This window comes from Variovorax flavidus, from assembly GCF_030317145.1.
Lineage (GTDB): Bacteria > Pseudomonadota > Gammaproteobacteria > Burkholderiales > Burkholderiaceae_C > Variovorax > Variovorax flavidus.
Map to the genome: position 1 here is coordinate 1 of NZ_JASZYE010000019.1, position 13,252 is coordinate 13,252.

General features: G+C 62.5%; 10 protein-coding genes and 1 pseudogene. 4 read left to right on the plus strand and 7 right to left on the minus strand.

Annotated elements, in window-relative coordinates:
• The 3 genes from QTH90_RS30990 to QTH90_RS31000 all read right to left on the minus strand — a co-directional run.
• Positions 1 to 516 (minus strand): winged helix-turn-helix domain-containing protein (locus QTH90_RS30990; RefSeq protein ID WP_286668433.1); only part of this gene is annotated, 516 nt, incomplete at its 3' end.
• Positions 517 to 576: 60 nt separating this feature from the next.
• On the minus strand, positions 577 to 861 hold the full coding sequence (locus QTH90_RS30995; protein WP_286668434.1) for a TetR-like C-terminal domain-containing protein: 285 nt from the start codon (positions 859 to 861) through the stop codon (positions 577 to 579).
• A gap of 761 nt (positions 862 to 1,622) precedes the next feature.
• The gene (locus tag QTH90_RS31000; RefSeq protein ID WP_286668435.1) at positions 1,623 to 2,615 is read right to left on the minus strand and encodes a Bug family tripartite tricarboxylate transporter substrate binding protein; all 993 of its coding nucleotides are present in this window, start codon (positions 2,613 to 2,615) and stop codon (positions 1,623 to 1,625) included.
• A gap of 498 nt (positions 2,616 to 3,113) precedes the next feature.
• Here QTH90_RS31000 and QTH90_RS31005 point away from each other — a divergent pair, with 498 nt between their 5' ends.
• Entirely contained in the window at positions 3,114 to 3,248 is a 135-nt protein-coding gene (locus QTH90_RS31005; RefSeq protein WP_286668436.1) for an alternative oxidase, read from the plus strand.
• Positions 3,249 to 3,865: 617 nt separating this feature from the next.
• Here the strand turns inward: QTH90_RS31005 and QTH90_RS31010 are convergent.
• Positions 3,866 to 4,936: a LysR family transcriptional regulator gene (locus QTH90_RS31010; RefSeq protein WP_286668437.1), complete on the minus strand. Its 1,071-nt coding sequence runs from the start codon at positions 4,934 to 4,936 to the stop codon at positions 3,866 to 3,868.
• Between the two features lie 330 nt (positions 4,937 to 5,266).
• On the opposite strand from QTH90_RS31010, the gene QTH90_RS31015 reads away from it, so the two are divergent.
• Positions 5,267 to 5,638 carry a response regulator gene (locus tag QTH90_RS31015; RefSeq protein ID WP_286668438.1) on the plus strand — a complete coding sequence of 124 codons (372 nt, stop codon included), beginning with the start codon at positions 5,267 to 5,269 and terminating at the stop codon, positions 5,636 to 5,638.
• A 10-nt stretch (positions 5,639 to 5,648) separates the two neighbouring features.
• Here the strand turns inward: QTH90_RS31015 and QTH90_RS31020 are convergent, their stop codons facing one another.
• On the minus strand, positions 5,649 to 6,386 hold the full coding sequence (locus tag QTH90_RS31020) for a response regulator (protein ID WP_286668439.1): 738 nt from the start codon (positions 6,384 to 6,386) through the stop codon (positions 5,649 to 5,651).
• A gap of 255 nt (positions 6,387 to 6,641) precedes the next feature.
• On the opposite strand from QTH90_RS31020, the gene QTH90_RS31025 reads away from it, so the two are divergent.
• Positions 6,642 to 8,933 (plus strand): ATP-binding protein, encoded by a 2,292-nt coding sequence (locus tag QTH90_RS31025; protein ID WP_286668440.1) that lies wholly within the window; start codon positions 6,642 to 6,644, stop codon positions 8,931 to 8,933.
• A 195-nt stretch (positions 8,934 to 9,128) separates the two neighbouring features.
• On the opposite strand, the gene QTH90_RS31030 is transcribed toward QTH90_RS31025, so the two are convergent.
• A complete protein-coding gene (locus QTH90_RS31030) occupies positions 9,129 to 10,508 on the minus strand; it encodes an amidase (protein WP_286668441.1) in 1,380 nt (459 codons plus the stop codon).
• 489 nt (positions 10,509 to 10,997) lie between these two features.
• On the opposite strand from QTH90_RS31030, the pseudogene QTH90_RS31035 reads away from it, so the two are divergent.
• A pseudogene (locus QTH90_RS31035) lies at positions 10,998 to 11,405 on the plus strand (transposase); the annotation flags it as partial.
• Positions 11,406 to 11,828: 423 nt separating this feature from the next.
• Here the strand turns inward: QTH90_RS31035 and QTH90_RS31040 are convergent.
• Positions 11,829 to 12,314, minus strand: coding sequence for a GNAT family N-acetyltransferase (locus QTH90_RS31040; protein ID WP_286668442.1), 486 nt, complete (start codon positions 12,312 to 12,314; stop codon positions 11,829 to 11,831).
• Positions 12,315 to 13,252: the final 938 nt, after the last annotated feature.

Below are 13,252 nucleotides of genomic sequence, written 5' to 3' on the forward strand. Positions count from 1 at the left end.
CGCCTCGTCGCGCCCGACCATCCGGGCGAGCAGCGGTGGCAGCGCACGCATCCTGAAGGCGGCGCCGTCATGGGCGTCGGCACGAGCAGGCGAGGGCGCAGGTTCGGATGGATTCGAGCGAACTATCGGTGCCACGAAGCAATAGCCCTGGCCCGCGACGTTCGCGATGTACCGAGCGCCGCCTTCGCCGTCGCCCAGTGCCTTGCGCAGGCCGGCGATGTGCGTGCGCAGGCTGCCTGGTCCCACCTCCAGGTTGCGCCACACGCGTGCATTCAGGTCCCTGTGGCTGACGATCTCGCCGGCATGTTCGACGAGCACGATCAGGATGTCGAGCGCGCGGCTGCTGAGCGGGAACCGGACGCCGTCCTTCTCGACGCGCCGCGCGGCGGGATCGAGGCGAAACGGCCCGAAGGAAACGCTCTGGGCACGAGATACGGCAGCGTTGATGGCGACGTTCCCCGGTCCATGGAGCGAGACAGGTGTCGGAGCGTCGCCCGCATTTGCGAAGGCATTCATGGTTCTTCTTCCTTCATCGGAGTGGCAGAGCGTCTGCCACATGCGAGCCTTTCCCGCGGATCACGCGGAGCGGCCGCCCATCACACCCTCGAAGACCTGACGCACCATCGTTTCAACGTATGCCGCCGAGAGGTCACTATCTGGAGTCATCAGCCGGTAGTACACGGCGCCATAGATGGCGTCTCCCAGCACATCGGAGTCGATGCACGCCGACAACTCGCCATCGGCGTTCGCCTGCGCGATGACGGCGAGGGTGTGCGCCCTGCGGGGCGCGCTCTTGGCACGCCCGTTGCAACTGCGTGTCCGAATGTGCCGCACCGAGGACGTGGCGCAGCAGGGCGCCACGCGGGCCCGCGAGTGACGCAACCAACTGCCAAACAGAGTCGGCGAAGGTCTCTTGTACAGAGGACTTTCGGCGGTAGCGGATCTTGGGACCGACGTCGGCCAGAAAGGCGTCCATCGCGATGCCGGCCGCGTTGGGCCCCCGGCGCAAGATCGAGGTTTTTCGCCACGCCGCTGTGGGCGGCAATGCGTTCGACCGTGGCGAACTGGGTGCCCTTTTCATTGGGCAGCGCCAAGGCGGCTGCACGCACCGCCCGCGTGGCGTCGTCGCTCCGCGGGCGGCCGGCGGGCGCTTGGGAACGGCCAGGTGCTTGAGGGGAACTCGGCACGCGCTTTGAAGAAGCAGGCTGGACGGCAAGGGATTGCTCGACATTCGATACGAGACGTGCCGTATCTTGACCCGTCAAACATGGCAGTGCTCAAGGCACTCTGGCGCCTTCGGCGATGAAGATCCTCGCTGCACGAGGGCGCTGACACCGTTGCCGTCAGTGACGACGGCGAATTCATTCCGGGCAGCTTGTTCATCAGGTATTCCTTGGATTCAGACGAGTCCCTGAATCTAGGGGGCGCAATGAACAATGAGTAGTGCCCCGCGTGGACATACAGAAGTTACAGAGGGATCAACTGCGTGCGGCTGTGCCACACGGTTACCCTTCTAGCCGCCTCTCAGGGCGCTGTTTCCCGACACGGTCGTTTCTAAGGGAAGTGTGTACCGACTGGCGTCCGTTCGCTTGGCACGGACCCGAGGCGTCTTGCACCTCGCCTTATTGAGGCCGAAGGTTGATCTTCTGGGCAATGCTCCGGAAGCGCGCGGTCTGTTCCGTAAGAACACGTTCGGCGTCTCTTAGACTCATCGCCACTCCCGGAACGGAGCCGGCCGCCAACTGCGTTTGTTGAAATTCCACGTCCGTCAGGGCGGCGTTCAGCGCCGCGTTAAGGCGCAGCGCGACTTCAAGCTGAATCCTTCGATCCACGAACATGCCGCCCCATATCTCGTAGGTGAAGTCGTGGAAGCCCCCGTCCGCCGCTTCGGCGAAGGTCGGGACCCGGGCCAGCTGTTGTAGACGCTGAGTATCGGCAACGGCGTATGCGCGCAGCTTGCCTTGGGTGATCAGGTCGACCACGTTGCCAGCAGACGGCAGGATCGACAAATCGAGGTGACCGCCCATGAGATCCTGCACCATGGGAGCGACGCCCTTGTAGGGAATGTGCGTCATGACGACTCCCCATCGCGATGCTAGGTCTTCCAATATCAAGTGATGGAGGGAGCCGGGACCGATGCTGCCGTAAGTCAGGCTTGGCCTTTGGGTATCGCGCGCGCGCGCCGCGAGCTGTTCCAGGGATTGCAGTCCGAGGTGCTGAGCGCCGACCAGAATCATGGGCGAGTGGCCTGTCACGCCAATGAGGCGAAGCTGCTCGGGCGTGTGCTTGACGGCCGACAGGGCAAGCGGCGCGAGGATCACCTCGCTGGGAGTGCCGAGAAGCATCGTGTAGCCGTCTGGTGGCGCCGACAAAAGCTTGTGAATGCCGATGGACCCGCTGGCACCACCCACGTTGTCCACCACGAGCGGTTGGCCCAACGCCTCGCGCATTGGCCGTTCAAGCTGCCGCGCCTGCGCATCAGCGGGGCCTCCTGCAGGGTAGGGGACGATCATGCTCAGCGGCCTGCCAGGAAAGGTGCCGGCGCGCACGCCGGCACCTAGCAAAGCGCCGCCCGCGATGCCCAGGACATGACGACGACGTAGGCAAAGGGTCATGGCCGCAGTCCAACAAGTCTTGGGAACGGGAGTCGAGTGCTATGCATTGTGTTCAGTCGATCTCTTGCCAATTTAACCGAATCCCGACAACAGATTCGGGCTGTTGTCACGGCATTTGGAGATCGGTGCTTCGTGTCGATGCCTTCCGGGAAACACCGAGGTGAGACAGATCGACCTTCCGACAAAGATCGACACCTTCTCGCATTTGCTTCAGTGGGTCGCTTCCTGAGCAAAGACGATACGAGACGCCTGGCGCACGGGCATCCAAAAACGTACGAAGCAGACGCCCAACTTCGATTCCAGAAGGTCGTCCATGAACACGCTGCACAGCGCTCCATCCGAAAGCTACAAGCATCACAAGCCTCATCGCATTTTGGCCTGGCACTGGGCATTACGCTGACGCTTCGGCTCTTGGCCGACACCTTCTTCGCAAAGCTATGGAAGCCGCGCGACCGTGTTGGATATCGTTGCTAGAGTGCCTGGCATGGTGGGCGCGGCATGTTGATCCACCTGAAGTGCCTGCGCTGGCTGATCGATGATGAAGGCTGGATCCAGAAGGCGCTGGCGGCGGCAGAGAACGAGCGCATGCAACTGACGACGTTCCAGGAGATCGACGTGGGATGCGCACGTTGAGCGGATGGCGGATTTCTGGAGCACCGTGCTCTTGGCCAGCAAGTGCTTCGCCGGCAATTCTGCAGGAAGCACATGGCGTTGGAGACGATTTCGGAGGCCTACTTTGCCCGCTGGCTCGCGCTATGGCACTAGCACACCGACGCGCTGCTACCCTCTGCGGCGGCGCAAGAACCCCATCGGATCGCCCACGGCGTTGCGCGTAACCTGTTCTACGGACACCACAAGGAGTTCGCCGAGTTCGTTTTCAAGAACGGGCAGGCCATCGACTGCGTTCGATACGGCCGCTCGCCGGACGTCGAGCCAGATGAGGCTTGACCGAACGGCTGCGAAGAGGTCAGCACCATATGGCGATCACCCACGCATCATCCGGTCAGGTCGTGAATCTCGACGCTCTCGACATGCACGCCGAAGAAACCTGTGCACTCTTGAAGGCTCGCGACGTCGAGATCATGTGGCTGGTGCTTCCTGCCGGAAGGCAGGGTGCCGGCGCACGCCGTCTCGACATCGATGACCTTGCAGTGCATGCGCGGAAGGGTGGAGGTGCACGTAGACGGCAACTTGAAGCTGCTGGAGGCCGGGCGAATCATGTACCTCGCTGGCCGCTTGCTGCATGGCCTTCATACGCTGGAAGAGACCAGGGTGCTCATGACCCTCGTGCTGCCGGCCAGCCGTATCGATTGAGCCGGGGCGTTCAGGTTCCTATGGTCTGTCACGCACTGATGGTTGCACGCTCGGATCCTAGTTGTCATGAGGTCGATGAAGACGCGCATGCGTGAAGGCAGGTGCTGCCGGCTCAAGTAGCAGATGTAGTGGCCGCGGTCTTCAGGTGCATACCGCGCGAGGCACGGAACGAGTGCGCCGGAGCGGAGTCCATCGCTGGCCAGGTAGCCCGCCATCTGTGCGATGCCGTGCCCGTCGAGCACGTCCTGCAGCACCAGGCTGGGGTCGTTGTAGGTGATCTTCGCCTGTGGCTGGAACTTCCGGACCTGGCCGTCCACCTTGAACTCCCATTCGTGGATCCGGCCCGCCCCATAGCGGAAGTTGATGCATTGGTGATGGGCCAAGTCACTCACGCTGTCGGGCAATCCGTGGGCGTCCCGGTACTCGGGCGAGGCGCAGACCAATATCTGCATCGGGATGATCTGCTTCGCAATGGTCCGGTCGTCCTCCAGCCGTCCATTGCGAAATGCGATGTCCACGCGGTCGGAGATAAAGTCGGCCGGCTTGTCGTCCAGGAGCAGGTCGATCGTCACGTCCGGATAGGTTGCCCGAAACTCGCCGAGCAAGGGGGCGACCACTCTCCGCCCGAAGCCAATCGGCGAACTGATCCGAAGATGACCGCGGGGAGGACCCTCACGTAGATCCCGCATTTCCTCAATGGACCGGACGATTCGATCGACCCCGGCGTGGCAGTTGGCGAAGAAGAGGTCACCTTCGCGGGTCAGACTGGTACTGCGCGTGGTCCGAAGGATCAGGCGCACGTTCAGCTGATCTTCGAGCCTTTGAACGCTGCGGCTTACCGCAGAGCGGCCGATGCCCAGGCGCTCGGCGGCCCGCGCGAAGCTGCCTTCGGTGACCACGGCGATGAAAGCGACGACCCCCGCGTAACTCGTGGCAAAACTCGAGGCCAAGGGGTCTGCGCGCAGAGGGGTCGGGGCGGTTGCAGAGGAGGCCGAGACGCACGTCATGAAATCGTCCCCCTGATTTGAAGAGGCATCGATGGCGATGCTGGCACCGTGCGGCGCGCGTCCCGGATGCTCGTATTGAATTCCATGTTTCGCTCCTGCAGATCGAGGGGATTCAATGTCTTCTCGGGACGTGGTCGCACGATGTCGGCATCGCAATGGCACTTCTCAAGTGTCATATTGGAGCGTCGTGGAGGATGTCATGCAGGAGCTGCTGCATGCATTTGTGTCGGTTGACACACAACATGACCCCGCAGACACATTACGGTGCACCTCTGGCGGTGCAATGGCCTTACTCAATTTGACGAAGCGCGTCGGAGCGGCCTTCCCGCCATGACCACCGAAAAAACTCCAGATAGAAACAGACGGCTTTTGATCGTCGAAACGGATGACCTTATCCGCGAACTGCTTGTGCGCTGGCTGACCGAAGCGGACTATCTGGTTGAGACGGACGATTCCACGCCAAGGGGCGTCGCGCTCGTGATCGCGGATGTTCCGAACCCTGCGCAGGCCGCTGTCGCGCTGCGGGCGCTCAGCGTCCGCCACGGCGGCGTTCCAATCCTTGCCATATCGGGCCGGTTCAGGCGAGATGTCGCTGCGTCTGAGGACGCAGCGCGGCGATTCGGCGTCGCCAGAATGCTGCCGAAGCCATTCACGTGCAAGGAACTACTTACGGCGGTTGCTCGGTGTCTGGGCGGCGGTTGAGCGATTTGAGTCAACGCACGATCTCGACCGTCGGAATGAAGATGTAGCCGGCGCCGCGGTCGGTACGGATGATGGGTGGCCGGGCGTCGGACTCCAGCTTGCGACGGAGGCGACCGACCTTCACGTCGATGGAGCGGTCATAGACCTCGTCGTCATGAAGGCGTGAGAGCTCAAGCAGTTGGGCGCGCGTCAACACGCGCTGCGGCGCACCTAGAAAGGCGACGAGGAGGTTGTATTCGCCGTTGGACAGCCCAACGACCTCCCCTTCCGGAGAAGACAGCCTGCGCAATCCTACGTTAAGTTCCCACCCGGAAAAGCGGTAGGCGCGGACTCCGGACTCGCGGCGGCTTGCAACCTCCCGCATCTTCGATCGGCGCAGCAGCGCGCGGACGCGGGCCAACAGCTCACGCGGCGAGAAGGGCTTCGTCAGGTAATCGTCGGCGCCAAGCTCGAGCGCCATCACACGGTCGGCCTCGTCACGCCTGCCAGTGATGACGATGATGGCCAAGTCGGACTGCTCGCGCAAACGGCGGGCGATCTGGATGCCGTCCTCGTCAGGGAGGCGGACATCGAGAACCAGCAAGTCCACGGCGCTGAGATTCAGTGCCTCCCTCATTGCCGCACCAGATGCCACAGCGCTGACCTTGAAGTCGTAGTCACCGAGAAAATCCACCAGCATCTGCCGTATCGACGGGTCGTCGTCGACCACGAGAACATGTGGCGCTACGCCCGGCGCGGGCAATTCCATATTTTCTTCCTTCCTCGTCAGTGCGCTTGTGTCGGGCCGGATCGGCCACGTTCTCGCGATGCACGGATCAGGCCGTAACCTCGCCGCTCAGCGGATCGGAAGTGTAACAATTGGGAGCTCCGGGGCCGTGTATGCTGTCGCGATATTCGTCCTGTTGGGACGCTTCATGCGCGGTATCCGCCGCGCAGCCTCGGAGCAAGAAGGGTGCGTTCCAATCCATTTACCCGAAAGAAGGTGTTGTCGGCTGGAGCCGCCTTGCTCGATGAGCGAGCGACGCATTCGGTCGCTGTGCGGTACGCGCTTGCCCCCGCCTGCATCGCGATTGCGGTGCTGGTGCACCTCTCACCCGCCGGCCCGACTCTCAGCCTCGCGGGCCTGTTCGTGTTTGCCGTGCTGGCCGCGGCGTGGTTCGGCGGCGCGGGACCCGGACTCGTGGCTGCACTGGCGGCTACACTCACGCTGCCCCAGTTGATCGAGGTGCCTTATCCGCTAATTGGCGGCTTTCTCGATCTGCCCCGCTTCGTCACGTTCTCAGTCGCGGGACTTGTCATAGGCTGGATGAGCGCTCGACGTGCCAGAGCGCTGCGCGATCAGCAGCGCTACGTGCGCGCCATGGAAGCCAGCGACGATGGCTTCTGGGACTGGATCGTCGCCAAGGACGCCATCTATGCCTCGCCACGTTTGTTGGAGATCTATGGCCTCGCGCCGGGCGCACGTTTCACCGGCCGCGATGAGTTCATCGCACAAATTCCGTTCCATCCCGAGGATCGTGCGTCATTGCTTCGTGCGTTTGCCGAGCACTTTGCCGGCAAGGAGGCGCGCTTTGGAGTCGAGGCCCGCTTCATCCGGGACGGAACGACGCGCTGGGTGCAACTGGCCGGCATGGCGGCGCGCGGTCGTTCCGGCGCGGTCGTACGCTGGACCGGCACGGTACGAGACATCACCGAGCGCAAGCGCGCCGAAGAGGCGTTGCGGGAGTCCGAGCAGCGTTACGAACTCGCCATGGCCGCGAGCGAATCGGGATACTGGGATTGGCACATCCCTACCGACACGTATTTTGCATCGCCGAGAGCCTTTGAACTTGCCGGGTTTCCGGCAGGCACGACCTGGGCCGACAGGGATGACTACAGAGCGCGAATCAACATGCACCCGGAGGACTTCGTGAAATGGGAGACCGCGCGGCAGGCGTTGTTTGCCGGAACGGGCGAGCGAATTGCCATGGAAGTGCGCTACCTAGTCAATGGGGAGCCTCGCTGGCACAACCTTCAGGCCATCTGCAAGCGCGACGACGCGGGCACGGTCGCACGGTGGACCGGATCGGCTACCGACATCACGGCGCGCAAGCTCGCGGAGGAGGGCTTGAGGACCATGGAGCGCAAGCTGCGCCGGGCGCAACGCCTCGAGTCGATAGGGACACTCGCGGGCGGAATCGCGCACGACTTCAACAATATCCTCGGCGCGATTCTCGGCTATGGCGAGATGGCATTGCGTGATGCGCCCACGGAAAGTCGCCTCGCGCGCGACCTTGACAGCATCATGGTCGCCGGCGAGCGCGGACGCGCACTAGTCGAGCGCTTGCTGGCTTTCAGTCGCAGCGCGGTCGGCGAACGTGTGCCGGTCCACGTAGAGGGGGTGGTACGCGAGGTGCTTGACCTGGTCTCGGCGAAGTTGCCTGCGACCGTGACGGTGCACGCCAAGCTGCAGGCGGGGGCCGCCGCGGTACTCGGCGACGCGACTCAGGTACATCAGGTCGTGGCCAATCTTGCGACCAATTCCATCCAGGCAATGCCGGCCGGCGGAAGGCTGCGCGTCGAGCTCGCCATCGAGCGCGTCGAGGCTCGACGAGCCGGGACGATCGGCGCACGTCGGCCCGGCGAATATGTCGTACTCACGGTCGCAGATAGCGGTGCCGGCATCGCGCCGGAGATCATCGATCGCATTTTCGATCCCTTCTTCACCACCAAGGAGGTCGGCACCGGTACCGGTCTGGGCCTTTCCCTAGTGCATGGCATCGTCACCGAGCTCGGCGGTGCCATCGACGTGGCGAGTTCCCTCGGCGCCGGCAGCACCTTCGTTGTCTACCTTCCGCGTTCCGGTGACGCGGCAGAGCCGAACGATCAACAGGAGTCGGCCCCGCCGCGCGGCGATGGTCAGCGTGTGCTGATCGTCGACGACGAGGAGCCGTTGGTGGATCTTGCGACCCGTACTCTTGCGGATCTGGGCTATGTGCCCATCGGCTTTACTTCGAGTGCGGCTGCGCTCGCGGCATTCCGGGAACACCCCGAGCGCTTCGATGCCCTGATGACGGATGAGCGCATGCCGGAAATGTCGGGATCGGCGCTGATTCGCGAAGTGCGAGGGATACGCGAGTCCATCCCCATCGTGCTGATGAGCGGGTATCTGGGAGCGAGGGCAGGAAAGGCGCGCGAAAGCGGTGCTGCCGAATCGCTGGGTGAAGAGATCGGCGCCGACGAAGTTTTGCAGAAGCCGCTTTCGGCGCGCGACCTCGGCGCCAGCCTGGCCCGGGTGTTGCGAGTCACGGGTTAGTGCGCTGAAGTCAACACGCACTGAGCCTGACCAGTATGGGCACGACGTCTGAACTTATGTGATGGCAATGCCGCCATCGACGCGCAAGTCAATGCCCGTCACAAAGCTGCTCTCGTCGAACCGGCGGAAACGCGGCTCTCGACGACATTGGTGGGGGTACCGCTCATCGTGGCTCTCCTCTGGATTGCTTGGGTGTCAGTTCATTCGAGGTGCTGCGCGAAGGATCAACTCCATCTGCTGCGCCATCTGCAACAGGGCCCCGTCCTGGCCCGGCCTGGCGACGATCTGCAGCGACGCGGGAAGGGCGGTGCCCGACCACCCCAGGGGAATCGAGATCGCCGGAAATCCGGCGACGTTGAATGGCGCCGTGTAGGTCATCAAGGCTTCACGGACGCTGCCGGACCACCCGCCGATCGTTGTAGAGTGCGCGCCAATCAGCGGCGCCGTGCAAGGGCAGGTCGGCAGGACGAGGTAGTCGATCGTCGACATGAGTTCGTGCAGGTTCGCCGCAAAGCGTCGCCGTGCCTGCTGGGCCCACGCGTAGTCGCGAAGGTTCACGGTCTTCGCGCGTTCCAGCCTCTCGACGGTCTCCGAACCGTAGTGGCTGACGATGCGATCCCAGTCGTTCCGCCTGAAGTGTTCGATCGTTCCCTCGATCAGGACGATGCTGGCAAACGCGCCATAGACGTCATCGAAAAGACCCGGCGGGCTGACCTTCGCGCACGCAAACACCTCAGCGAGGCAGTTCATCGCATCGTCGAAAGTGGATGCGATGTCGAGGCTCAAGGGAATGGGCGGGATTTCTCGCAGGACTCCCAACCGCGCGGAGATCCATGCATCGTCGTCGGGAACTTCGATTTGAAACGCTTGCGCGAGGATTACGACATCGTCGACGCTCATCCCGAGGACGCCGGGATGGTCCAGGGTCGGGGCCAACGGAAACACGCCGCGCGTAGAGAGAGTGTCGAACGTCGGCTTGAACCCGACGACCCCGCACAGCGCAGCTGGAATCCGGACGGACCCGCCCGTATCCGTGCCCAGGCCGGCCGCGACAGAACCGTAGGCGATGGCAGCTGCCGCTCCGCCGCTCGACCCACCGGGGGAACGCGTACGGTCGAGCGGATTGAGCGTGTCTCCATAGACAGTACTGGCCGTGGTGACGCCCCACGCAAACTCATGCGTCGTGGTCTTGCCAATGGGAATGGCGCCCTGCGCCAGAAGCTGCCTTACGACTTCCGCATCGGTGCTAGGGACGTTACCCAGATAGGCCGCCGAACCGTAGCGGGTCTCGACATCCTTCGTGTCGATCAGATCCTTGATGCCGATGGGCAGCCCTTCGAGCGCGCGTGGCCTGCCTTCTGCATAGCGAAGATCGCTGTCTGCCGCCGCCTTCAGGGCGCGATCCCAGTCGATGACCGAGAAGGCGTTGACGCTCCGCTTGCACGCTTCGGCCGATTCGAGCGCCTGAGCGATCAACCCGACGGTCGTTGTGCGTCGAGTCGCGAGCGCGCCGAGCGCCTCGCGAAGGCTGGGGGCGCGCAGGGCTGCAAAGCGCGACGGACGGGTGTGGCTCATGGGTTGTGGATTCGAGGCGGATCTGAAGCGAAAAGATAGGCCATCGCGCTGAGGTTGTGTGCGGATCTTTACGGAACAAAGCGTTCAGGAACGTGGACGATGAAGTCGAGGAGACGGTTCGCCGGCCTCGGAACCTGCGTGCAAGGATTGCCAGCTTCTCAGGGGAGTGGGCGACCTAGAGTGCCGCTCATCGAACCTGATGGAGTACCTACCATGCAAGCGATCAAAAGTGATGTCATGAAGATCACATCGCAGCGCGAGCCGCGGCAGTCATTTTCATCAACGGCCGATCAGACTCATGGGCGCCGACCTGAACAGCCCTGCCGTGCCGCCCTGAGCGTTTTGGTTCAAACCGGCATCACCGAATGGCCGCTTCGGGACGCGGCCGATGTGTCTTATGGGCTGAGATGGCATGGACACCGCCCGACCGAACGGCCGGCGTGTCAGAGTGGGGATTTCATCCCCCTCACTTCCAACTGGAGGCCTGACATGAATGCTACGACCTATGGACTGGATGTTGCAAAGAGCGTGTTTCAGCTGCATTGGGTCGATGCGCAAACAGGCGAAATCGTGAATCGCCGGTTACGGGGGAGAGCTCATCGAGTTCTTGTCATCTCGACTGCCAGGGCGCGTGCGATGGAAGCCTGCGGCAGCGGGCATTGGTGGGCGCGCAAGAACGATGGGGCACGAAGTTGTCTTGCTGCATGCGAAGTTCATTCGACCCAGACTGACGCTGCGGATGCGTGTGCGATCTGGACTGCCGTGCATCAGCCAGGCATGCGCACGGTGGCGGTGAAGTCGGAGGAACAGCAAGCAATCCTGAGTCTTCATCGGATGCGCACGCTCTTGCTCAAATTCGGCACGATGCAAGTGAACCATTTGCGAGGGTTCGCTTTCACGCCGTAGACAAGGAGCGGAACTCCAATCGTGGCGGTCACGAACGCAAGAATCAGTTTGCTTTTCGACCATCATCGTGCTCAAACGAGTGACGTGGAAGGCCTCGAATCGTCCGAGGACTTTCTTGCTGAAAAGTGCATTCTTAAGGAGTCGTTCCAGACGTCCGCGGTTTGCCACCGGACGCCGTTTTCCAGTGACCGCTTCGTAGAAAATCGTACAGCCGGTTAGGGCCGAGGCTGTGTGAAACCGCGATGCAGTCGATGGCGGTCCGAAAGTCGACCTCTCAGATGGGCTCAGGCAGCGTTTTCTCGAATGCTCCAAGGGGTCAAGGACCCTCGCGAACGCGAGTCAATGGAGTTTTCACACAGCCTCGGCCCGAAGCGGAATCTCGCCTTGCTCCGAAGCAGCCATTGAACTTGGCTGCTAGAAGCGCTGATACATCACAAGCGCGTCGGTGTACCCCTGCACTGGATGAAGAAAGGCCTCGGGAATCCGGCCGACGATCTGGAATCCCATGCGCTGCCAGAGCTCAACCGCTCTATGGTTGCTTGCAAGCACAAAATTGAACTGCATCGCACGGTACCCTGCCGTGCGTGCCTCTTCAAGCGAATGCGCGCACATGGCGCTTCCAACGCCGCGACCATAGGCATGGCTCGCAGTCATGTAGCCGCAGTTTGAAACGTGCGCACCGCCCCCTTTGCGATTGGGGTGCAAGACATAGGTGCCGACGAGTTCGCCATCGTCATGGGCTACGTAGCAGACGTTGGCAGGTGCCAACCAGGCACGAAGCGCCTCGTCGCGCGTGGTGTACCGCGGAAAATCGTATGTATCGCCAGCACGAATGACCGGTTCGAGAATCGCCCAGAGGCCATCCTCATCGCCTGAAACCGCTTTTCTTATCTGAAGCATCGAAAGTCTTCTCCTCGACCGAAAATCTTAAGCTCTTATCATCTGTGTTATCAGCTTAGTGGCGTCCACTGGCCGACTGTAGCCTGTCGGCTACCAGGCGCTTCGGGCGCACACGAGACATTCGCACCACTGTGAAGCGGTCGCTCAAAGGTGTGGCCTCGCCACGGAGGGAGGCGGTGCCGTAGGCGATTGGCTCGACCGCCCCATTTGGATACAGACAGCCTTGAACTTGCGAAAATTTGCACCGTTCGACGCCGCGGACTACTTGTGAGGGTGTCCGTCCAAAGGCGACAAGCGTTCTCGCTCACGTCTCAGCTTGGCCCGGACTGACCGCCCGCGAACCCGTGGACCACGTGTCCTGCGCGCGTAAGTGTCTGATTCTGACGCAGGAACGACACGGCCGCATCGCGGACGCTGGCGAATGGCAAGATGGGGCCCCCGCCTCGGGCAGTATTAGCGGAGACGTCCGTGTTCGCGTTGCGCGGGTACACGGGGGCCGAGAAGTTTTGGAACACCGTGGATCGCCATCGGATGGTGAGTGTCTGGTTTTGGCCGCCGGCCCGGTTCGAGACCATGCTGCAGTGACTTCTGATGGCTGACCTTGGCACCTCTGCCGGTGCACGACCGGTGACCTTCGGAACCTGGTCTCCCATAGCAGGTGGCATGCAGCGGCCAACGAAATCGTGTTGACCGACCGCTGCGAAATTCAGCGAACTGGCGTTCGGGGCCCCCGGCAGACTGTCAACCGGCAGATCTCGCGGCTGCAAGCCGTCGTTCAAGCTATAAGTGCAGTGGGGTCGAAGGCCATCGACGGGACCAGTGGTGAGCTGTCATTCGAGGACCCGAGGGGGCGCGGGCGTGGAGCAACTCCGGCTCTGCCGCCGCCCTGGCACGTCGGAACACACTCGACATCCGTCTCACGGAGGAGTAACTTTCCC